The organism is Actinokineospora guangxiensis, assembly GCF_042657845.1.
Lineage (GTDB): Bacteria > Actinomycetota > Actinomycetes > Mycobacteriales > Pseudonocardiaceae > Actinokineospora > Actinokineospora guangxiensis.
The window spans coordinates 1-22,008 of sequence record NZ_JBHSKF010000020.1 but is presented as its reverse complement, the minus strand read 5'-3'; the positions used below and the strand labels follow the sequence as shown (position 1 = coordinate 22,008).

General features: G+C 72.8%; 13 protein-coding genes and 2 pseudogenes. 8 read left to right on the top strand and 7 right to left on the bottom strand.

What is annotated here, in order from left to right; all coding sequences use genetic code 11:
* Positions 1–53: 53 nt before the first annotated feature.
* Both ACFPM7_RS28275 and ACFPM7_RS28270 read right to left on the bottom strand, forming a co-directional pair.
* Positions 54–1,952 carry a M28 family peptidase gene (locus tag ACFPM7_RS28275; protein WP_378250865.1) on the bottom strand — a complete coding sequence of 633 codons (1,899 nt, stop codon included), beginning with the start codon at positions 1,950–1,952 and terminating at the stop codon, positions 54–56.
* A gap of 391 nt (positions 1,953–2,343) precedes the next feature.
* Positions 2,344–3,117, bottom strand: coding sequence for an IclR family transcriptional regulator (locus ACFPM7_RS28270; RefSeq protein WP_378250864.1), 774 nt, complete (start codon positions 3,115–3,117; stop codon positions 2,344–2,346).
* A gap of 67 nt (positions 3,118–3,184) precedes the next feature.
* Here ACFPM7_RS28270 and ACFPM7_RS28265 point away from each other — a divergent pair.
* The 7 genes and pseudogenes from ACFPM7_RS28265 to hutI all read left to right on the top strand — a co-directional run bounded on the left by ACFPM7_RS28265 (position 3,185) and on the right by hutI (position 11,576).
* Positions 3,185–3,667, top strand: a pseudogene (locus ACFPM7_RS28265) (SigE family RNA polymerase sigma factor).
* Positions 3,664–4,659 (top strand): hypothetical protein, encoded by a 996-nt coding sequence (locus ACFPM7_RS28260; protein ID WP_378250862.1) that lies wholly within the window; start codon positions 3,664–3,666, stop codon positions 4,657–4,659. The pseudogene ACFPM7_RS28265 and the gene ACFPM7_RS28260 overlap by 4 nt, the downstream one beginning before the upstream one ends.
* A gap of 73 nt (positions 4,660–4,732) precedes the next feature.
* Positions 4,733–6,250 (top strand): histidine ammonia-lyase, encoded by a 1,518-nt coding sequence (gene hutH, locus ACFPM7_RS28255; protein WP_378250861.1) that lies wholly within the window; start codon positions 4,733–4,735, stop codon positions 6,248–6,250.
* A complete protein-coding gene (hutU, locus tag ACFPM7_RS28250; RefSeq protein WP_378250860.1) occupies positions 6,247–7,884 on the top strand; it encodes a urocanate hydratase in 1,638 nt (545 codons plus the stop codon). The genes hutH and hutU overlap by 4 nt, the downstream gene beginning before the upstream one ends.
* A complete protein-coding gene (locus ACFPM7_RS28245) occupies positions 7,881–9,080 on the top strand; it encodes an allantoate amidohydrolase (RefSeq protein ID WP_378250859.1) in 1,200 nt (399 codons plus the stop codon). The genes hutU and ACFPM7_RS28245 overlap by 4 nt, the downstream gene beginning before the upstream one ends.
* The gene (locus ACFPM7_RS28240) at positions 9,077–10,354 is read left to right on the top strand and encodes a formimidoylglutamate deiminase (protein WP_378250858.1); all 1,278 of its coding nucleotides are present in this window, start codon (positions 9,077–9,079) and stop codon (positions 10,352–10,354) included. The genes ACFPM7_RS28245 and ACFPM7_RS28240 overlap by 4 nt, the downstream gene beginning before the upstream one ends.
* Positions 10,355–10,406: 52 nt before the next feature.
* Entirely contained in the window at positions 10,407–11,576 is a 1,170-nt protein-coding gene (gene hutI, locus ACFPM7_RS28235) for an imidazolonepropionase (protein ID WP_378250857.1), read from the top strand.
* On the opposite strand, the gene ACFPM7_RS28230 is transcribed toward hutI, so the two are convergent.
* Positions 11,492–13,891 (bottom strand): NACHT domain-containing protein, encoded by a 2,400-nt coding sequence (locus ACFPM7_RS28230; protein ID WP_378250856.1) that lies wholly within the window; start codon positions 13,889–13,891, stop codon positions 11,492–11,494. The genes hutI and ACFPM7_RS28230 overlap by 85 nt on opposite strands.
* Positions 13,892–13,957: 66 nt before the next feature.
* Between ACFPM7_RS28230 and ACFPM7_RS28225 the strand changes: the two genes are divergently transcribed.
* The gene (locus tag ACFPM7_RS28225; protein WP_378250855.1) at positions 13,958–14,950 is read left to right on the top strand and encodes an aldo/keto reductase; all 993 of its coding nucleotides are present in this window, start codon (positions 13,958–13,960) and stop codon (positions 14,948–14,950) included.
* Between the two features lie 52 nt (positions 14,951–15,002).
* Here the strand turns inward: ACFPM7_RS28225 and ACFPM7_RS28220 are convergent, their stop codons facing one another.
* The 4 genes and pseudogenes from ACFPM7_RS28220 to ACFPM7_RS28205 form a co-directional block, all read right to left on the bottom strand.
* A complete protein-coding gene (locus tag ACFPM7_RS28220; RefSeq protein WP_378250854.1) occupies positions 15,003–15,263 on the bottom strand; it encodes a hypothetical protein in 261 nt (86 codons plus the stop codon).
* Positions 15,263–15,442 carry a DUF6104 family protein gene (locus ACFPM7_RS28215; protein WP_378250853.1) on the bottom strand — a complete coding sequence of 60 codons (180 nt, stop codon included), beginning with the start codon at positions 15,440–15,442 and terminating at the stop codon, positions 15,263–15,265. The genes ACFPM7_RS28220 and ACFPM7_RS28215 overlap by 1 nt, the downstream gene beginning before the upstream one ends.
* Positions 15,443–15,444: 2 nt before the next feature.
* Entirely contained in the window at positions 15,445–19,170 is a 3,726-nt protein-coding gene (locus ACFPM7_RS28210; RefSeq protein ID WP_378250852.1) for a multifunctional oxoglutarate decarboxylase/oxoglutarate dehydrogenase thiamine pyrophosphate-binding subunit/dihydrolipoyllysine-residue succinyltransferase subunit, read from the bottom strand.
* A gap of 520 nt (positions 19,171–19,690) precedes the next feature.
* A pseudogene (locus ACFPM7_RS28205) lies at positions 19,691–21,652 on the bottom strand (ABC transporter ATP-binding protein); the annotation flags it as partial.
* Positions 21,653–22,008: the final 356 nt, after the last annotated feature.

Below are 22,008 nucleotides of genomic sequence, written 5' to 3'. Positions count from 1 at the left end.
GGCTACCTCCCTGCGGTGGGCGGGCAGGATCGGGCGAGCTGCCCGCCCTCCTGTCACTGCGCCTTCGGGGTGGTGAAGCCGTAGCCGAAGCGAGTGACGGTCAGGGTGAAGGTGGTGGTGCCGGACTTGCCGTCAGCCGCCGTCGCCTTCACGGTGATGGGGTAGGTGCCCGCCGGGGTCTGGAAGTTGGTGAAGAACCAGACCGTGCTGGCGCCGCCCTGGGCGATCGTCTGGGGGTTCCAGAAGACCTGGGTGCCCGACGGGGCGCCGGTGGCCGAGAGGGTGAGGGTGCCGGTGCCGCCGGTGGCGGTGACCTGGGTCTGCACCATCTGGCCCTGCGCGCCGGTTCCGCTCGACGGGGTGGCCGTCACGCGGACGTCGCCGACAGGCGGGGTGCCGCCTTCGACGGTGAGGCTGACCGGGGTTGTCGCGGTGCGGCCGGTGTTGTCGGTGGCGGTGACGGTGACGGTGGTGGTTGCGGCGGTGGCCGTCGAGGAGGCGACGAAGGTCAGCTTGGCCTCGCCGCCGACGGGGATTGCGGTCGGCTGGAACTCGGCCTGGACGCCGCTGGGCAGGCCGGAGGCCGACAGGGTGAGCTGGCCGCCGGTCCCGGTGGCGGTGATGGCGGTGGAGGCGTTGCCGCTCGTGCGCACGGTGACGCTGCTGGGGTTGGCGCCCAGACGGAAGTCGGCGGGCGGGTCGTCGGCGCGGATGCTGAGGGTGGCGTCGGCGGTGACCGCCGTGCCCGCGGAGTTGGTGCCGGTGACGCGGATCGGGTAGCTGCCGGGCTGGACCGACGTCGACGCCGAGACGGTCAGCGTCGAGTTGCCGCCGGAGTCCACTGAGGACGGCGAGAACGTCGCGGTGACGCCGGACGGCAGGCCGCTGGCCGACAGGGCGAGCCGCTCGGCGCCCCCGGAGCCCGCGGTGGTGCGCACCGTCGCGGTGCCGGAGCCGCCGACGGCGAGGCCGACGGTGGTCGGGTCGACGCGGACGCCGAAGTCGGTCTGCTGGCCGGTGCCCGCCAGGGTGTAGATGGCGTAGGCGGCGACGTCGGTGTGGCGGTCCAGCGAGGTGTCGTTGATGTTGCTGGTCGTGTCGCACGAGCTGTGGTAGCAGCGGTCGTAGGCCTGGCCCGCCGTGCCGCCCCACTTCTGGGCCTGGGCGGCGGTCTTGGTGCCCTCGGCGCCGGAGAACGTGCCGCCGACGGGGATGCCCGCGCGGGCGAAGGCGGCGTGGTCGGAGCGCCCGCCGAGCGCGGTCAGGTCGGGCTCGACGCCGCGGTCGCGGAAGCCGGTCTGCAGCAGCTCCTGCAGCGCCTGCGATCCGCTCGGCGCGCCCGAGGCCGAGTACACGAAGTACGCCGGGTTCGGCGAGCCGATCATGTCGAAGTTCAGGTACGCCTTGATCTTCGCGCGCTCGGTGGAGGACAGGCCGTTGACGTAGTTGTTCGACCCGACCAGGCCCAGTTCCTCCGCGCCCCACCAGCCGAAGCGCAGGTGCTTCTGCGGCGCCAGGTCTTCCTCGGCGACGGTGAGCGCAATCTGCAGCAGCGCCGCGGACCCCGAGCCGTTGTCGTTGATGCCGGGACCGGAGGACACGCTGTCGAGGTGGCCGCCCGCCATCAGGACCTGGTTGGCGTCGCCGCCGGGCCAGTCGGCGATCAGGTTGTAGCCGGTGGCGCCGTTGGAGGTGAACTGCAGGACCTGCGTCTGGTAGCCGACGGCGTCCAGCTTGCCCTTGACGTAGTCCAGCGCGGCCCGGTAGCCGGGGCGGCCGTGGGCGCGGTTGCCGCCGTTGTTGGTGGCGATGGTCTGGAACTGGGACAGGTGCGCCTTGACCGAGGACAGGGGGATGTCCGGGGCCGCGGTCGCGGCCTGGGACGGGACGACGACGAGTGCGATCGGCACGGCCGCCGCCGCCAACGCGGCCAGCGTGGTGCGCAGCTTCATGATGGGTGTCTCCTGAGCAGGGGTGAGACAGGTGCTGCACACCCTGCGTGCGCATATGCGCATCGAACAATCCGTACCGACCTAGGTACCGCTACCTATTCATTGCCGGCCACAGGCGTTGAGGCGTGAACGCGCGGGAGACGGTGCGACCGCTGGTGTCCGCCCAGGTCGAGCCCTTTCCCGGCGACGTGATCACCGCTGTGTGGTCAGCGACCTGCGGACGCGACACGGCGCGCTGACCGAGGCCGACAGGGTCCTGGGGTGGGTGAGAGTCGTGATCGTTCGCCCGAGGGCGGTGCGGGCGGGCCGCCGCGGACACCGGAGTCGTATCCGGGCGTGTCCGCTTGTGCCGTCTGCGGGTGAACTGGCGCGGCTCTCGCTGCGACACGGCCTAGCGCCCGCCGATGCGGGCGCTCAGCTCGGCGGCGGCGCGGATGGTCGCCTCGGCGTGCTCGGCCCACAGCAGCCCGCACGGCTCGGCGCACTCGTGGCGGAAGGTCGTGCTGATCGCGGCGATCGGGTGCTCGGCGTGGTCGAGCACCGGCGCGGCGACCGAGGCGAAGCCCGCCGTGACGAAACCGTCCTCCACCGACCACCCGCGGCGGCGCTCGGCGGCCAGCAGCGTGCGCAGCGCCGGCAGGTGCGCGGGCCCGCGCCCGGTCCGGTCGACGAACGCCGCCCGCCCCGGGAACAGCGCCCGCACCTGCGCGGCGGGCAGCCGGGCCAGGATCGCGCGGCCGGAGGCGGGCAGGTGCGCGGGCAGCCGCACCCCGACATCGGTCACGACCGTGCCCGCGTGCGGGGGCTGCTCGCGCAGCAGGTACAGCGCCTCGCGGCCGTGCAGCACGCCCAGGTGCGCGGTGTGCCCGGTACGGGCGATCAGCCGCGCCAGCACCGGCCGGGCGAGGCGTTCCAGCGGGTCGTGGCGCAGGTAGGCCGAGCCCAGCTCGAACGCGCCGAGGCCCAGCGCGTAGCGGCGGTCCTCCGGCAGGTGGGTGACGAAACCGGCGTCGACCAGCTCGGAGAGCAGATGATAGGTCGTGGAGCGGGGCAGGCCGAGGTCCCTGGCCACCGTCGCCGCCGCGACCGGGCCCGCCTTCCCGGCCAGCAGGCGCAGCACCGCCAGCCCCCGGCGCAGGGCGGGCACGTCGCTGCTGGCTCCCACGAAGTGCACAGTACGGCTCAACAGAACCGCGGTCGCGCGCGTTGAAGGGCGGACAGGGGGTGCGTGGGTGACTTTCGAGGACTTCCTCAACGAGCGGCTGACACCGCTGCTGCGCTACGCCACAGTCCTGACCTGCGACCCGGTGCAAGCCCAGGACCTGGTGCAGGAGGTGCTGCTGCGCGCGCAGCAGCGCTGGTCGCGCATCAGCGGCATGGACGCGCCCGGCGCGTACGTCAAGCGCATGGTGACCAACTAGTTCCTGTCCTGGCGCCGCCGGACGCGCGCGGTGCTCCCGCTGGAGGCCGTCGCCCTGCCCCCGGTCGCCGACCCGACCGCCGCCGTCGACGAGCGCGCCGCGCTGCTGGCGGGCATCGCCAAGCTGCCGCGCAAGCAGCGCGCCGCCGTCGTCCTGCGCTTCTACGACGGCCGCACCGACGCCGAGATCGCCGCCGAGCTGGGCTGCGGCGAGGGCACCGTGCGCAGCCACATCTCCCGCGCCGTGGCGACACTGCGCGCGGACATCCGCACCGAGCAGGAGCAACACCGATGAGCGACTTCGACACCCTGCTCCGCGACACCCTCGCCGGACTGGCCGACCGCGCCCCGGCCGAGGCGGGCGTGCGTGCCGCGCTGCGGCGGCGCAGGTCCCGGCGGACCTGGCTGGTCGTCGCGGCCACCGCCGCCGCGGCCGCGCTGGTCGTCGTCGCGGTCCCCCTGCTGCGGGCGGGCGACGAAGGGGGTGCGCCGCCCGCCCGCATCCCCTACGCGGAGAACCACGCCTGGTACTTCCCGCTGACGCCCGCCTGGCTGCCCCCCGGCCTCACCGAGCAGAGCCGCTCCGCCGCCGACGGCGACAGCGTGAACTGGCCCCGCCACAAACGCGTGTGGCACACCGGACCGCTCGGCGACGACACCTCGCCCGCGCTCACGCTCATCACAGGGGAATCGCGGTACCCGATCGGCGACGACGGAACCCCGATCGCCGATACGGGCCCGCTCGTCTCCGCCCGCTTCACCGATTCCGGCGAGCGGAACGCGGTGGCCGGCTTCTACAAGGGCTTCGTGGTCGAGGTCGCCTCGGAGGACCGGTCGCTCGACCGCGAGAGCCTGCGGCAGGTCGCGGCGAGTCTGAGCGCGAGCAGCGAGCCGCCGCTGCGGGTGGCCATGTCCCTGGGCGGGCAGGAGATCGACACCGGCGTGCGCGCGGCCGAGGACGGCACCCCGATCCGCTTCCTGACCTACAGCACCGGCATCCCGGAAATGCTCGCCATGCGGATCGAGTACACCTCGCTGGCCCCGGACGTCAGCGGGGCCGAACCGACCAGGACCGTCTTCGGCCGCCGTGCCTACTTCACCACCCATCGCCCCCAGGACGGGCGCGGCCTCTCCGAAACCCTGGCCGTGCCGCTGGATGGCCACTGGTTGATCGCGCGCAACTACAGCGCTGCCCCCGACCCCGGCCGCGCCGACCGGATGGCGCAGGTCGCCGAGCAGGTCCGCCTCGGCCCCGACCTGGACAACCCGTGGCTCGGCACACCCTGAACCGTCTGGCATACCAGACAGCTTCACCCGATCCCCACTCGTGCTCAGGGCCGGCCTGCCCTTGCATGGAGGCATGCAGGAACGAGTCACCGTCGACGGCGGCGCGCTGAGCCGGGCCCAGGTCGTCGCCGTCGCCCGGCACGGCGCCGGGGTGTCGGTCAGCGCCGACGCGCTGGCCGCCGTCGCCGCCACCCGCGCCCACATCGAGCGCCTGGCCGACGCCGAGGCCCCCACCTACGGCGTCTCCACCGGCTTCGGCGCGCTCGCCACCCGCCACATCCCCGCCGACCGGCGCACCGCGCTGCAACGCTCCCTGATCCGCTCGCACGCCGCGGGCGCGGGCCCGGAGGTGGAGACCGAGGTCGTGCGCGCGCTCATGCTGCTGCGCCTGCGCACCCTGGCCACCGCCCGCACCGGGGTGCGCGCGGGCACCGTCGAGGCGCTGGCCGCGATGCTCGACGCGGGCATCACCCCGGTCGTGCCCGAACACGGCTCGCTCGGCTGCTCCGGCGACCTCGCCCCGCTCTCGGCGGTCGCGCTGGCGCTCATGGGCGAGGGCGAGGTCCGCACCAAGACCGGCCTGGGCAGCGCCGCCGACGCGCTCGCCGAAGCCGGGATCGAGCCGGTGGTGCTCGCCGAGAAGGAGGGCCTGGCCCTCATCAACGGCACCGACGGCATGCTCGGCATGCTGGCCATCGCCCTGCACGACCTGCACACCCTGCTCGACACCGCGGACCTGACCGCGGCGATGAGCGTCGAGGCGCTGCTGGGCACCGACCGCGTCTTCGCCCCCGAGCTGCACGCCCTGCGCCCGCACCCCGGGCAGGCGCTCTCGGCCGCGCGCATCCGCGAGCACCTGCGCGGCTCGGCGATCGTGGCCAGCCACCAGACCCCGGACTGCACCCGCGTGCAGGACGCCTACTCGCTGCGCTGCGCCCCCCAGGTGCACGGCGCCGCCCGCGACACCGTCGCCCACGCCGAGACCGTCGCCGACCGCGAGCTCTCCGCCGCCATCGACAACCCCGTCGTGCTGCCCGACGGCCGCGTGGAGTCCAACGGCAACTTCCACGGCGCGCCCGTGGCCTACGTGCTGGACTTCCTCGCCATCCCGGTCGCCGACGTGGCCTCCATGGCCGAGCGGCGCACCGACCGCATGCTCGACACCGCCCGCTCGCACGGCCTGCCGCCGTTCCTGGCCCACGACCCCGGCGTCGACTCCGGGCACATGATCGCCCAGTACACCCAGGCCGGGATCGTCTCCGACCTCAAGCGCCTGGCCGCGCCCGCCTCGGTCGACTCCATCCCCAGCAGCGCGATGCAGGAGGACCACGTCTCGATGGGCTGGTCCTCGGCGCGCAAGCTGCGCAAGGCCGTCGACGGGCTGGCCACCGTGCTGGCCGTCGAGCTGCTCACCGCGGCCCGCGCGCTGGACCTGCGCGCCCCGCTCACCCCGGCGCCCGCGACCGCGGCCGCCGTCGCCGCCCTGCGCGAGCGCGTCGACGGGCCGGGGCCTGACCGCCACCTCGCCCCGGAGATCGCCGCCGCCGTCGACCTCGTCCGCTCCGGCGACCTGCTTAGGAGGAACCCGTGATCACCGCCGCCCGCGGCAGCACCCTCACCGCGCGCAACTGGCAGACCGAGGCCGCGCTGCGCATGTTCCACAACAACCTCGACCCCGATGTCGCCGAGCGCCCCGACGACCTCGTCGTCTACGGCGGCACCGGCAAAGCCGCCCGCGACTGGCCCAGCTTCCACGCCATCACCCGCGAGCTGACCGGCCTCTCCGAGGACGAGACGCTGCTGGTGCAGTCGGGCAGGCCGGTCGGCGTGATGCGCACCCACGAGTGGGCGCCGCGCGTGCTGATCGCCAACTCCAACCTGGTCGGCGACTGGGCCACCTGGCCGGAGTTCCGCCGCCTGGAAGCCCAGGGCCTGACCATGTACGGGCAGATGACCGCGGGCTCCTGGATCTACATCGGCACCCAGGGAATCCTGCAGGGCACCTACGAGACCTTCGCCGCGATCGCCGCCAAGCGCTTCGGCGGCACCCTGCGCGGCACGCTGACCCTCACCGCCGGACTCGGCGGGATGGGCGGCGCGCAACCGCTTGCGGTCACCATGAACGGCGGCGTCGCCCTGGTCGTGGAGGTCGACCCCGACCGGGCCCGCCGCCGCGTCGAGACCCGCTACCTCGACGAGCTGGCCACCGACCTCGACGCCGCCGTCGCGCGCGTCGAGCGGGCCAAGCGCGAGGGCGAGGCGCTCTCGGTCGGGGTCATCGGCAACGCCGCCGAGGTGCTGCCCGAGCTGCTGCGCCGCGGCGTCGACGTCGACATCGTCACCGACCAGACCTCCGCCCACGACCCGCTGGCCTACCTGCCGCGCGGGGTCGAGCTGGGCGACTGGTCGGACTACGCGGCCACGAAGCCCGACGAGTTCACCGACCGCTCCCGGGAGTCGATGGCCGAGCACGTGGAGGCCATGCTGGGCTTCCTCGACGGCGGCGCCGAGGTCTTCGACTACGGCAACTCCCTGCGCGGGGAGGCCAAGCTCGGCGGCTGCGAGCGCGCCTTCGACTTCCCCGGCTTCGTGCCCGCCTACATCCGCCCGCTGTTCTGCGAGGGCAAGGGACCGTTCCGCTGGGCGGCGCTCTCCGGCGACCCGGCTGACATCGCCGCCACCGACCGGGCGATCCTGGAGCTGTTCCCGGAGAACGAGTCCCTGGCCCGGTGGATCTCCCTGGCCGGTGAGCGGGTGGCGTTCCAGGGGCTGCCCGCGCGCATCTGCTGGCTCGGCTACGGCGAACGACACCTGGCGGGCGTGCGGTTCAACGAGATGGTGGCCTCCGGCGAGCTGTCCGCGCCGGTGGTCATCGGGCGCGACCACCTCGACTGCGGCTCGGTGGCCTCCCCGTACCGCGAGACCGAGGCGATGGCCGACGGCTCCGACGCCATCGCCGACTGGCCGCTGCTCAACGCCATGGTCAACACCGCCTCCGGCGCGACCTGGGTGTCGATCCACCACGGCGGCGGCGTCGGCATCGGCCGCTCCATCCACGCCGGGCAGGTCACCGTCGCCGACGGGACCGCGCTGGCCGGGCAGAAGATCGAGCGGGTGCTGACCAACGACCCGGGCATGGGCGTCATCCGGCACGTCGACGCCGGGTACCCGGAGGCGGCGTCGGTCGCGCGGGAGCGGGGCGTCGCCGTCCCGATGGACCGGTGAGCGCCGCGGCGCTGCTCGGCGCGATCTCCGGCGTCGGCAAGGACCCGGTGCGCGGCGGCTACTCCCGGCACGGTTTCGACCGGGTGGAGCTGGACCTGCGGGCCTGGTTCACCGAGGAGGCCGCCCGGCGCGGGCTGGGCGTGGAGACCGACCGCAACGGCACGCTGTGGGCGTGGTGGGGCGAGCCCGGCGACGACGCGGTCGTCACCGGCAGCCACCTGGATTCGGTGCCCGGCGGCGGCGCGTTCGACGGCCCGCTCGGGGTCGTGGCCGCGCTGGCCGCAGTGGACCTGCTGCGGGAGCGCGGTTTCACCCCGGGCAGGCCGCTGGCGATCACCGTCTTCCCCGAGGAGGAGGGCGGGCGCTTCGGGGTGGCGTGCCTGGGCTCGCGGCTGATGACCGGGGCAATCGACCCCGCCGCCGCGCTGCGCCTGAGCGACCCCGACGGCACGACCCTGGCCGAGGCGCTGGCCTTCGCCGGGCTCGACGCCGCGCGCGTCGGGCGCGACGACGCCGCACTGGCCCGCATCGGGGTGTTCGTCGAACTGCACGTCGAACAGGGACGCGGGCTGATCGACCTGGGGGCGCCGGTCGGGCTGGCGCGCTCGATCCTGGCCCACGGCCGCTGGCGGCTGCGCTTCACCGGCGAGGGCAACCACGCCGGGGCGACCCTGCTCGCCGACCGCCGCGACCCGATGCTGCCCGCCGCGGGCGTGGTGCTCGCCGCCCGGCGCGCCGCGGCCGCCGTCAGCGGGTCGCGGGCCACGGTCGGGCGCATCATCCCCATCCCCGGCGGCACGAACGTCATCCCGTCCACTGTGGATCTATGGCTGGACGCGCGGGCCGACGACGACGCGCGCACCCGGGCCGTCGTCGCCGACATCTCCGCCGCCGCCGCCGAACTCGCCGAGACCGAGGGCTGCGCGGTGACGGTGACCGAGGAGTCCTACGGCGACGCCGTGCACTTCGACCCCACCCTGCGCGAGGACCTGGCCGGGGTGCTGGGCGGCGTGCCGCAGCTGCCGACCGGGGCGGGCCACGACGCGGGCATCCTCGCCGCGCACCTGCCCACCGCGATGCTGTTCGTGCGCAACCCCACCGGCATCAGCCACGCCCCCCAGGAGCACGCCGAGGACGCCGACTGCGAAGCAGGCGCCGCCGCCCTGGCCGACGTCCTCGCCCACCTCGCCCGATGACCGCCTACTGGGCCCGGCACGCCTGGCTGCCCACCGGCCCCGCCGAGGATGTGCTGATCACCGTCGCCGACGGCCGGTTCAGCTCGGTCACCGCCGGAGTGGAGCCGGGCACCGCGACCCGGCTGCCGGGCATCGCGCTGCCCGGCTTCGCCAACGCCCACTCCCACGCCTTCCACCGCGCGCTGCGCGGACGCACCCACGACGGCGGCGGCACCTTCTGGACCTGGCGCGAAGCCATGTACACCCTCGCCGCCCGGCTCGACCCGGACACCTACCACGCGCTCGCCCGGGCGGCCTACGCGGAGATGGCACTGGCCGGGGTGACCTCGGTCGGGGAGTTCCACTACCTGCACCACGCCCCCGGCGGCACCCGCTACGGCGACCCGAACGCCATGGCCCACGCCCTGCGCGCCGCCGCGGCCGAGGCCGGAGTGCGCCTGACCCTGCTCGACACCTGCTACCTGCGCGGCGGCATCGGCAAAGAGCTGTCGGAAACCCAGCTGCGCTTCTCCGACGGGACGGCCGAGGCGTGGGCCGAGCGCGTCGCGGCGCTGTCGTCGGGAGACGGATTCCTGGTGGGCGCGGCGATCCACTCGGTGCGCGCGGTCGACGTGGCGGACCTGCCGGTGGTGGGCTCCTTCGCCGGTCCCGTGCACGCGCACGTCTCCGAGCAGCCGCTGGAGAACGAGGACTGCCTGGCCGCCCACGGCCGCACCCCCGTCGGCCTGCTCGCCGACGCGGGCGTGCTCGGCCCGCGCTTCACCGCCGTCCACGCCACCCACCTGACCCCCGAGGACATCGCGCTGCTCGGCGGCAGCGGCGTCTGCCTGTGCCCGACGACGGAGGCCGACCTGGCCGACGGCATCGGCCCGGCCCGCGCCCTGGCCGACGCGGGCGCGGCGCTGTCACTGGGCAGCGACCAGCACGCCGTGGTCGACCCCCTCCTGGAAGCCCGAGCCCTCGAACACGGCGAACGCCTCGCCACCGGCCGACGCGGCCGCTTCAGCCCCACCGAACTACTCGGCGCGCTGACCAACCACGCGTCCATCGGCTGGGACGCCGGCCGCATCGAAACAGGCGCCCCCGCCGACCTCGTCGCGGTGCGCCTGGACACCCCGCGCACCGCGGGATGCCTGCCCGGCCAAGCGGTCATGGCCGCCTCGGCATCCGATGTGGACACCGTCATCCGGGACGGCCGCCCCGTGGTGGTCGACGGCAACCACGTCCTCGGCGACATCGCCACCCTCCTCACCGACGCGATCGGGGCGCTGTGACCAGCATCGTTCGCGCCACCGCCGCAGTCCGAACCGCCGTGATCGGGGCACCGTGACCACCACCGTCATCACCGGCATCGCCGAGCTGACCACCAACACCGACCTGGGCACCCTGCACGACGCCGCCCTCGTCATCGACGGCGAGCACATCGCCTGGGTCGGCCCGGCCTCCTCGGCCCCCGCCGCCGACACCCACCACGACGCGGGCGGCCGCGCCGCCCTGCCCGGCTGGGTCGACAGCCACACCCACCTCGTCTTCGCGGGCGACCGCACCGCCGAGTTCGCCGCCCGCATGGCGGGCAAGCCCTACACGGCGGGCGGCATCGCCACCACCGTCACCGCCACCCGAGCCGCCACCGACGCCGAACTCGCCGCCGTCCTGCGCCGCCACGTCGCCGAAGCCCTCGCCCAGGGCACCACGTGCATGGAGACCAAAACCGGTTACGGCCTCACCACCGCCGACGAACTCCGCTCAGCCCGCATCGCCGCCGCCGAGGTCGACGAGGTCACCTTCCTCGGCGCCCACCTCGTTCCCCCCGGCGCCGACCCCGACGCCTACGTCGCGCTGGTGATCTCGGAGATGCTGCCCGCCGTCGCCCCCCACGTCCGCTGGGCCGACGTCTTCTGCGAGACCGGCGCCTTCGACGCCGACCAGTCCCGCGCGGTGCTGACCGCCGCCGCCTCGCACGGCCTGGGACTGCGCGTGCACGGCAACCAGCTCGGCCCCGGCCCGGGAGTCGCCATCGCCGTCGAGACGGGCGCGGCCAGCGTCGACCACTGCACCTACCTCAGCAAGTCCGATGTGGACGCCCTGGCGGGCTCGACCACCGTCGCCACCCTGCTCCCCGCCTGCGACCTCTCCACCCGCCACCCCCTCCCCGACGCCCGAACGCTCCTGGACGCGGGCGCCTCCGTCGCCCTCGCCAGCAACTGCAACCCCGGCTCCTCCTACACCACCTCGATGGCCTACTGCGTCGCCACCGCCGTCCTGCAGATGCGCATGAGCGTCGAGGAAGCCGTCCGCGCCGCCACCCTCACCGCCGCCCAGTCCCTGCGCCGCACCGACGTCGGCTGGCTCGGCGTCGGCGCCCGAGCCGACATCCACGTGCTCGACGCCCCCTCGATCACCCACCTCGCCTACCGGCCCGGGGTTCCCCTCACCCGCTCGGTCTGGCGCAGGGGACGCTCCACCACCAGCACCAGCGACTCCGTCGGCACCTGACCGGTACCGCGCAACTCGATCAGTGCCGCGAAGGCCGCCAGCGTCAGCATCGTCTCGGTCGTCTCGGCGGACTCGCTGAGACCCGCCAAGGCCGTCGCCAGCAGCCGAATGCTGCGGGTGGCGATCTCCGCGGGGCCGTCGACCAGCGGTTGCACCTCCGTGCAGAGCACGGTGTGGATGGCCCGGTAGGTCGGAATGCGGTCGAAGTCCCGCCGCGCCATCGCCCGCCAGGCGACCTCGCGTCCGATGGACGGCGACAACTCGAACGACGTGCTGATCTTGTCGATGCCCGCCTCTATCTGGGAAGCGTGCGGTCGTCCCGCCACGTACTTGTTCGGCGAGGGGAGTTTCTCGAGGTCGTCGGCGACGATCGCCTTCAGCGCGGCCTCACCGACGACATGGGGGTGGGCGCCGGAGTGCCAGAGCCGGCCGTCGTCGCACCACACGGCCAACGGGCCGGTCTCGACGCGGCTCATCTCCGCGTGCGTGGGCAGCCGTAGGGTCCGGCTGCTGGATCTGGGAAGGGTTCGCAGCTTCCGGCACATCTCCTCGGCGGCGGCGAAGTCCAGGTACTCATCGCCGTGCCTGCCCATCATGACCTGCAGGTTCTCCGGCACCGGCGTCAGGCAGACGGCCAGTCCCGGCCCGATGGCCACCGCCGTGCGCAGGTGCTGGTCAAGCAGAACGCCCGCGATCTCCGGCTGCATGCTCACATCCCCGGAGAACCAGGCGGCGACGCTGTCGCGCAGCTCGGCGTCGAGGTCGGCGACGGGATCGGCGCACTCCAAGGCCAGGCCCATCGCGGCGACGGAGCCGCTGCGCAGACAGGCGCCGACGATCTCGTCGGCGCGCGCCGTCGCGCAGTACAGCACCGTCGTCTCGCGCCACCACGGGTCGTCGACCCGCGTGGCGAGCGTGGCGACCAGGTCGTTGTCCCGGATGTGCGCGGACGCCAGGTACTCCTGGAACGTCAGGTGGGCGAAGGCGAAGAGGTCGTGCTCGCGCTCGACCAGCAGGCCGTTGGAACAGGCGTCGGCGAGGATGTCCTCGGCCGTGGCCGAGGTGGCGAAGCGGCGCAGACCGGTGGACAGCGTCCGCAGCAGCGCGGGGCGGTCGACCAGGCGGACGCCGTCGTCCATCATCTCGAAGGCCAAGGCCCGCAGCAGCGACTCGCGGCGCTCGCCGGGCAGGACGTAGTTCAGGTTCTTGGCGTCCTGCCGCCGCCACAGCGCGACCTGGCACATCTCCCGGTACAGATCGGCGCGGCTGCCCGGCAGCGCGCCCCGGTAGCGGTGCACATTGGCGATCATGGTCAGCAGCAGGGGATTGGTGGTGAGGTCGACCAGGGCCGGTGCGCCCCCGAGGCGGCCCAGCAGGTCCTCGGCCGCCTCGGTCGCGCGCTGCTCGACGGTCGGGTCGTCGGCGTGGCTGCGCTCGACGGCGCGATACCAGCCGAGCACGAACGTGCGGACCTGGGCGGCGGTGAACGGCAGCGTGCGCACGACGTTCGCGCCGGTGACCGGGGCCTCCAGGTAGCCCTGCGGCCGGGAGGTGAGGACGACGTCGTTGCGCGGGAACTGCCGGATCTGGTGCTCCACCCAGTCGGCCACGGCGCGGCGGTCCTCGGCGCGGGCGATCTCGTCCAGGCCGTCGAGCAGGACCAGGCAGCGGCCCGCCCGCAGATGCTGCTCCGCCCAGCCGCGCGGGACATCGGGGAGGTGCCGGGCCAGCGCGGCCTCCACCATCGCGGGCAGCTGCACCCGCTTCTTGATCTCCTCCACCTGTTCCCGCAGCGTCAGCAGGATCGGGACGGGTCGGCGCCTGCGGCGCTGGCGCGCGGCGTGGCGCAGCAGGGTGGTCTTGCCGCTGCCGGGCGGACCGATCACCGCCAGGATCGTGGGCTCGGCCAGGTCGAGCAGATCGGTGACATGGCGGCGCGCGCTCTCCCCGCTGGTGGTCACCACGCCGCCCTCGACCAGGTGCGGGGCCTTCGGTTCCAGGCCGACGTCGACGTAGACCTCGTCCAGCTCCGGGTTGGCGAACCCGACGGTGGCCAGGCCCTTGAGGTCGACGAACCGCAGCGAGGCCATGACGTGCGCGCGGTAGCGGCGGTCGAAGGTGGTGAACCAGGTGCCGATCCGCTTGTCGAGCCGGTCGACCAGCCGGGCCTGGCTGCGCTTCCACAGCGCGCCGCCGGTCGCCGCCGCCGCGCCGCCGACCGCGCCCACCACCGCCGCGCCGACCGGACTCCACAGCAACGCGGCCGTCACCGCCGCGCCGAGCAGAACGACAGCGACCGAGATCCTGACGAACACTGACCACCCTCCGAGGCCGGGGCTGTTCGGAGAGTACCCGCGCGACAACGCGGCTAGGTTGGTTTCATGGAGTACACCCACCTCGGCCGCAGCGGCCTGTCCGTGTCCCGACTCGTGCTCGGCACGATGAACTTCGGCCCGGAGACCTCCGAGCCCGACAGCCACGCCATCATGGACAGGGCGCACGAGCACGGGATCAACTTCTTCGACACCGCCAACGTCTACGGCTGGAAGAAGGGCGAGGGCGTCACCGAGCAGATCATCGGCCGGTGGTTCGAGCAGGGCGGGGGCAGGCGGGAGAAGACCGTCGTCGCCACCAAGCTCTACGGCAGCATGAGCGACTGGCCCAACGACACCTTCCTGTCCGCGCTGAACATCCGCCGCGCCGTCGAAGGCTCGCTGACCCGCATGCGGACCGACTACATCGACCTCTACCAGATGCACCACGTCGACAGGAACACGCCGTGGGAGGAGATCTGGGAGGCCTTCTCGGTGCTGCGCCAGCAGGGCAAGGTCCTGTACTTCGGCTCGTCCAACTTCGCGGGCTGGCACATCGCCCAGGCCCAGGAGGCGGCCCGGTCCCGGCACTTCCTCGGGCTGGTCAGCGAGCAGTCGATCTACAACCTGCTGACCCGCTGGGCCGAGCTGGAGGTGCTGCCCGCCGCCCGCCACTACGGCCTCGGCGTCATCCCCTGGTCCCCGCTGCACGGCGGCCTGCTCGGCGGCGTCCTGCGCAAGCAGCGCGAAGGCACCGGCTCCCGAGGCACCAGCGGCCGCTCCGGCGAGGCCCTCGCCAAGCACAAGGACACCATCGAGGGCTACGAGAAGCTGTGCGCCGACCTCGGCGAAGACCCGGCGAACGTCGGCCTGGCCTGGCTGCTGCACCAGGAAGGCGTCACCGGCCCCATCATCGGCCCCCGCACCGCCGAACAGCTCGACGGCTCCCTGCGCGCCCTGGAGATCACCCTCGACGAGGCCACGCTGACCCGCCTCGACGAGCTGTTCCCCGCCCCCGGCCCCAACGGCGCCAAGCCCGCCCCCGAGGCGTACGCCTGGTGATCACGCCGATGGGCGCCTCCCCGGGAAGCGGGGAAGCGCCCATCGGCGGTGTTCAGGGGCCCGGTGGCGGCTGGTAGCCCTGGTACGGGGGCGGCAGCGGCGGGTACTGGGCCTGCTGGGGCGGGTACTGGCCGGGCGGGTACTGCCCCGGCGGTGGGTACGGGTACTGGCCTGGCGGGACCTGGCCGTACGGGCCGGGCGGCGGGTACATGCCCGGCGGCGGCTTCGGCTTGCTGCTGTTGACCAGCACCACAGCCACCGCTACCAAACCGCCGACGGTCAGGACAAGCAGCAGCAGGGTGAGCACGCTCATCAGTCCTCGAAGTCCTCGTCGTCGCGTGCCAAGAACGTCGCGAGGCGCTCGATCGGCGTCTCGAAGTCCGGGTTCGCGTCGACGAAGGCGCGGAGGCGGTCGGCCAGCCAGGCCAGCGTGACCTCCTCCTCGCCGCGCCGCTTCTCCAGCTCCTCGATACCGCGGTCGGTGAAGTACACGGCTACTCGAACGCCTTCTCGATCAGGGCCCGCTGCTCCAGCTCGTGCACCTTGCTCGACCCGGCCGACGGCGCCGACATCGGCCGGCGCGACACCCGCGACACCCGCGGCGCGTCCGGGAACAGCTCGGGGATGAGCAGACCGTAGAACGGCCACGAGCCCTGGTTGGCGGGCTCCTCCTGCACCCAGCGCCACGCGGTGGCGTTGGAGTAGCGCTCGAACACCGCGCGCAGCTTCTTCTCCGCCACCGGGTACAGCTGCTCGACGCGCACGATCGCCACGTCGCTCGCCCCGCGCTTGTCCCGCTCGGCCAGCAGCTCGTAGTAGAACTTGCCGGAGACGAACAGCACCTTCTTGACCGACGCGGGGTCCGTCGTCGCGTCGTCGATGATTGTCTGGAAGCGGGACTCGCCGGTGAAGTCGGTGACGGCGCTGACGGCGGCCTTGTTGCGCAGCATCGACTTCGGGGTGAAGACGATCAGCGGGCGCTGCACGCCGTCGAGGGCGTGGCGGCGCAGCAGGTGGAAGTAGTTCGCCGGGGTCGAGGGCATCGACACCGTCATCGACCCCTCGGCGCACAGCTGCAGCCACCGCTCGATGCGGCCCGAGGTGTGGTCGGGGCCCTGGCCCTCGTGGCCGTGCGGCAGCAGCACCACGACGTCGGAGAGCTGGCCCCACTTGGCCTCGGAGGAGGAGATGTACTCGTCGATCACCGACTGGGCGCCGTTGACGAAGTCGCCGAACTGCGCCTCCCACAGCACCAGCGCGTCCGGGTCGGCCACCGAGTAGCCGTACTCGAAGCCCAGCGCCGCGTACTCCGAGAGCGCCGAGTCGTACACCATGAACTTGCCCTGCTCGGGGTCAAGGTGCTGCAGCGGCAGGTACTCCTTGCCGGAGCGGCGGTCGATGATCGCCGCGTGCCGCTGCACGAACGTGCCGCGCCGGGAGTCCTGGCCCGCCAGCCGCACCGTGCGGCCCTCCAGCACCATCGACCCGAACGCCAGCAGCTCGGCGAAGGCCCAGTCGATGCCGCCTTCGCGCGCCATCTTCTCGCGGCGCTCCAGCACCGGCTTGACCCTCGGGTGCGGGGAGAAGCCCTCGGGCAGGTTGGTGTGCGCGTCACCGATGATCGTCAGCACGTCGTCGGCGACCGAGGTGGGCAGCTTCGCCGGCATCTGCTGGTCGGCCTCGACCGACGGGCTCGGCGCGATCGGGTGCTTCTCCAGCTCCCTGACCTCGTTGAACACGTGCTCAAGCTGGCTGGAGAAGTCGCGCAGCGCCTTCTCGGCCTCCTCGACGGAGATGTCACCGCGCCCGATCAGCGACTCGGTGTAGCCCTTACGCACGCTGCGCTTGGCGTCGATGATGTCGTACATGCCCGGCTGGGTCATCGACGGGTCGTCGCCTTCGTTGTGCCCGCGGCGGCGGTAGCACACCAGGTCGATGACGACGTCCTTGTTGAACGTCTGCCGGTAGTCCATCGCCAGGCGCGCCACCCAGTAGCAGGCCTCCGGGTCGTCGCCGTTCACGTGGAACACCGGCGCCTGGATCATCTTCGCCACGTCGGTGGCGTACTGGCTCGACCGCGAGTGCTCGGGCGCGGTGGTGAACCCGACCTGGTTGTTGATGATGACGTGCACGGTGCCGCCGGTGCGGTAGCCGCGCAGCAGCGCCAGGTTCAGCGTCTCGGCGACCACGCCCTGCCCGGCGAACGCGGCGTCACCGTGCAGCGCCACCGGCAGCACGGTGAAGCCCTGCTCGCCCTTGTCCAGCAGGTCCTGCTTGGCCCGGACGATGCCTTCCAGCACCGGGTCGACGGTCTCCAGGTGCGACGGGTTGGCCGTCAGCGACACCCTGGTCTCGCCGTCGCCGAACATGCGGAAGTACTTGCCCTCGGCGCCCAGGTGGTACTTGACGTCGCCGGAGCCGTGCGCCTGGCCAGGGTCGAGGTTGCCCTCGAACTCCTGGAAGATCTGCGAGATCGGCTTGCCGACGATGTTGGCCAGCACGTTCAGGCGGCCGCGGTGCGGCATGCCGATGACGACCTCGTCCAGCTCGTACTCGGCCGCCTTGTCCAGCAGCGTGTCCATCAGCGGGATGATCGACTCGCCGCCTTCGAGCGAGAACCGCTTCTGGCCGACGTACTTGGTCTGCAGGAACGTCTCGAACGCCTCGGCGGCGTTGAGCTTGCTGAGCACGTACTTCTGCACCGCTGCCGGGGGCTTCTCGTGCGGCACCTCCACCCGCTCCTGGATCCAGCGGCGCTCGCTGGGGTCGAGGATGTAGGTGTACTCGACGCCGACGGTGCGGCAGTAGGAGTCGCGCAGGACGCCGAGGACGTCGCGCAGCTTCATCTTCTCCTTGCCCGCGAACCCGCCGACCGGGAAGGACCGGTCCAGGTCCCACAGGGTCAGGCCGTGGCTGCGGACGTCGAGGTCCTCGTGCTTGCGCTGGCGGTAGTTCAGCGGGTCGGTGTCGGCCATCAGGTGGCCGCGGGTGCGGTAGGCGTCGATCAGGCCGATGACGCGGGCGGTCTTGTCGACCGGGCCTTCGGTGATGTCCTCGGTCCAGCGGATCGGCTCGTACGGGATGCGCAGCGAGGTGAAGATGTCGTCGTAGAAGCCGTCTTCGCCGAGCAGCAGGTGGTGGATGCGGCGCAGGAACTCGCCGGACTCCGCGCCCTGGATGATGCGGTGGTCGTAGGTCGACGTCAGCGTGATGATCTTGCTGATGCCCATGTCGATGAGCGTGTGCTCGGAAGCCCCCTGGAACGGCGCCGGGTACTCCATGGCGCCCACGCCCAGGATCGCGCCCTGGCCGACCTGCAGACGCGGCACCGAGTGCACGGTGCCGATGCCGCCGGGGTTGGTCAGCGAGATCGTGGTGCCCGCGAAGTCGTCGGCGGTCAGCGCGCCGCCGCGGGCCTTGCGGATCAGGTCCTCGTAGGCCTGCCAGAACTGCTGGAAGCTCATGCCCTCGCAGCCCTTGATGGAGGCCACGACGAGCGTGCGGGAACCGTCCTTGCCGGGCAGGTCGATCGCCAGGCCCAGGTTCACGTGCTCGGGGGCGACGGCGAACATCTTGCCGCCGTCCTCGGCGTAGTGCCGGTTCATGTTCGGGTACGCCTCAAGCGCCCTGATCATGGCGTAGCCGATCAGGTGCGTGAACGAGACCTTGCCGCCCCGGGTCCGCTTGAGGTGGTTGTTGATCACGATGCGGTTGTCGGCGAGCAGCTTCGCCGGAACGGCCCGCACGCTGGTCGCGGTGGGCAGGTCGCGCGAGGAGTTCATGTTCTTGGCGATGGCCTGCGCGGCGCCGCGCAGCGGGGTGCGCTCCTCGCCCTCGGCCTTCGGCTTCGCGGCGGGCTTGCTCTCGGGCTTCTCAGGCTTCTCGGCCTTCTTGGCCCCGGACTGACCCGAGTTCTGCTGCGGCTGGCTCTTGCCCGGCTCCGGCTGGCTCGACCGCGCCTGCGGCTGGCCCGCCCCCTGGGACTTGGCGGGCGCCCCGGCCTGCTGACCGTTGCTCGGCGGCGCCTGGGTGGTTGTCCCCGTCGCGGCCTTGGCCCGCGCAGCCCCCTGGCTGGCGGCCCGCTGTGTCGGCTTGTAGTCGGCGAAGAAGTCGTGCCACGCCGGGTCTACCGACGACGGGTCGGCGAGGAACTGCTCGTACATCTCCTCGACCAGCCACTCGTTCGCACCGAACTGTGACGCGGGACTGCTGCTGGACACGGCTGGCTCTCGCCTCTATCCATACTCGATCTCTTACGGAACCCGGCCCTCAGGCTAGTCCTCTCCATGGCCGCGCGGTAAATCAGCAGGACACGCGTGAGGCACCTCATGGGGTGGTCTCCGGCACTGAATCGTTCGAGAGATCGTTCACGACGACCCTCACCAGGCCCCACACCCGCCGGTGAGATCCGCCTCCCCCGCCAGCTCAGACCGGTGAGCCTCCTCACGCCACATGCCGCACGCCGCACGCTGGCCAGGCCCAGCTGTCGGCACGTGCCGTCTGGCCCACCCCGGTCAGGTCGGGGCCCGGGCTCACCCTGCGGCCGTTGCCCGCCCGCCCGGGCAGCCCAGCCCCGCCAACCCAGCACAGCCGGGCAGTCCCAGCCCAGCCAGCCCAGCCCAGCACGGCCGCCCCAGCCTCGCCCGCTCGGCTCTGCCCCGGTCCAACCCGGTCAGCCCTGCTCCAGTCAGCTCTGCTCCAGTCAGCTCTGCCCTCGGCAGCCGTGGCTCAGCCGGACTCTCATTCCTGTTCCGACGACGCGCCGGCCCGGACCGCGTCTCGACCGCCCTCCGCGACCGTTCCAGCGCCGGACGAGTGGGCCCACAGCCGCGAGTAAGGACCTCCCGCGGCCACGAGGTCCGCGTGCGCCCCCACCTCCACGACCCGCCCGCCTTCCAGCACGACGATCCGATCGGCCCGAGCGGCCGTGGCGAGCCGATGGGCCACCACGACGGTCGTCCGCCGCCGCTGCCTGCCCGCGCTCAACCGCTCGCCCGCTGCCAGCACAGCCGCCTCCGTCGCGGAGTCCAAGGCCGCGGTCGCCTCGTCCAACAGGAGAATGTCGGGATCGACGAGTTCCGCCCGAGCCAGCGCGACCAGCTGCCGCTGCCCCGCCGACAGCCCCTGCCCCCGCTCACCCACCTCGTACTGGAACCCCCCGGGCAGCGTCGCCACCATCGGCAGCGCCCCGACGGCCCGCGCCGCCGACTCGACTCCCGACCGGGTGGCCAGGTCATCCCCGTACCCGATGTTCCGGGCGACGTCCCCGGTGAACAGATGTGCCTCCTGCGGCACCACCCCGAGCCGACGCCGGAAGCTCCCGAGGTCCCACTGCCGCAGATCCACGCCGTCGACCAGGACGGTGCCCGCGGTCGGGTCGTAGAACCTGGCCAGGAGCTTGACCACTGTGGACTTCCCCGCGCCGGTGGCCCCGACGAACGCGACGGTCTCACCGGCGCGGATCGTCAGCGACACATCGCGGAGAGCGGGGGTGTCGGTGCCGGGGTAGGCGAAGGAGACCTCGCGCAGCTCGATGTCGCCCGCGAGGTGACCCGGGACCGCGACGGGGTTCTCCGGGGGGAGGACGCTCGTCGGGGTCCGCAGCAGGTCGCCGATGCGGCGGAGGCCCACCCGGGCCTGCTGGTAGCCGTCGAAGACGTTGGACAGCTGCTGCACGGGTCCGAAGAACAGGCCCAGGTACAGCATGAACGCCAGCAGCACCCCCGGCTCCAGCTCCCCGCTCACCACCCGCTGCGCACCGACGAGCAGGACAGCGGCCTGAGCCAGATCCGCCAGAAGAGAGACGAAGGGGAAGTAGGTCGCCACGTAGCGCTGGGCGCGCATGCGCGAGCGGCGGTAGGCGTCGCTGCGCTCGGCGAAACGCTCGGCGGCCTGGCCCTCCCGGGTGAACGCTTGGGAGACGCGCAGCCCGGAGACGTTCTCCTGCATGTCCGCGTTGACCGCGCTCACCCGCTCCCGAGCCTCGGTGTACGCCGCCGCCGATAAGCGCGCGAACACCACCGTCGCCACTATGAGCACAGGCAGGATCGCCAGGGCGACCATCGCCAGGGACGGATCGGTCAGGATCAGGCCCGCGGTGACGGCCACGACGGTGAGCACGCCGGAGACAGCGCTGGCCAACCCGGTTTGCAGGAATGTGGACAGCGCGTCGACGTCGGTCGTCATGCGGGTCATGATTCGGCCGGCGGGCTCGCGCTCGTAGTAGTCGAGGCCCAACCGCTGGAGGTGGGCGTAGCTGCGGACTCGTAACAGGAACAGCATCCGCTCGCCCACCCTGGCGGTGAGGATCGTCGTGATCGCGGTGTTGACCCAGGTGATCACGGCGAGTGTCGCGGCGGCGGCGGTGACCGTCCACAGTGTTGCGGTGGAGCCGCGCATCACGCCGTCGTCGACGCCGATGCGGATGAGGGCGGGCATGGCCATGGCGATGAGCGCGTCGGCGATGACCATCAGGGCCACCAAGGAGAGCGGGGCGCGCATGGGGCGCAGGAGCCCGCGCAGGCGAAAGTCCGGGTCGGGGGCGGTGGGGTCGATGCCGCGGAGGTCGGGTTCGTCCGTGGCTGGGGGAAGTGCCTCGACCTGGGCGAGAAGCTCGGGGGTCGGCGGGAGGCCGCCGACGGTGTCGGCGACACCGCCGCCTCCTGGACGGCCGGAGCGGCGCGGGGCCGGGGCCTGTGAGCCTGCGCGGCTGTTCGGCCTGCGGCGGGTGTGGGCTCGGACGTGGACCAGGTCGTCGGGGTGCGGGGGTGTTGCTGGGTCGCCTGGGGTAGTCGGCGCCGTGGGGGATGAGGGCGGGGTGGGGTCTTCGGGACGTGGGGCGGCAGAGGGGGAGGTTGGGGGCGAACCTGGGGCGGCGGAGGGCCAGAGGGAGGCAGTGATGCCGTGGGAATGCTGGGTTGGGCCGGTGGGCGGGGCTGGTTCGGTGGAAGGAGCTTTGAAGATCGGGGCTAGGGAAGCGGTCGCGGGGGTGGGAAGACCTGGGTGAGTGGTGGGCTCGGCAGCGGGGATCGGGGAGGTGGTGGATGAGAGGGGCGGGG

Excerpts from the sequence above, each read along its gene's own strand:
- ACFPM7_RS28275 (WP_378250865.1), bottom strand. The coding sequence starts at position 1,952 with ATGAAGCTGCGCACCACGCTGGCCGCGTTGGCGGCGGCGGCCGTGCCG.
- hutH (WP_378250861.1), top strand. The coding sequence starts at position 4,733 with ATGCAGGAACGAGTCACCGTCGACGGCGGCGCGCTGAGCCGGGCCCAG.
- ACFPM7_RS28220 (WP_378250854.1), bottom strand. The coding sequence starts at position 15,263 with ATGAGCGTGCTCACCCTGCTGCTGCTTGTCCTGACCGTCGGCGGTTTG.
- ACFPM7_RS28260 (WP_378250862.1), top strand. The coding sequence starts at position 3,664 with ATGAGCGACTTCGACACCCTGCTCCGCGACACCCTCGCCGGACTGGCC.
- ACFPM7_RS28225 (WP_378250855.1), top strand. The coding sequence starts at position 13,958 with ATGGAGTACACCCACCTCGGCCGCAGCGGCCTGTCCGTGTCCCGACTC.
- ACFPM7_RS28240 (WP_378250858.1), top strand. The coding sequence starts at position 9,077 with ATGACCGCCTACTGGGCCCGGCACGCCTGGCTGCCCACCGGCCCCGCC.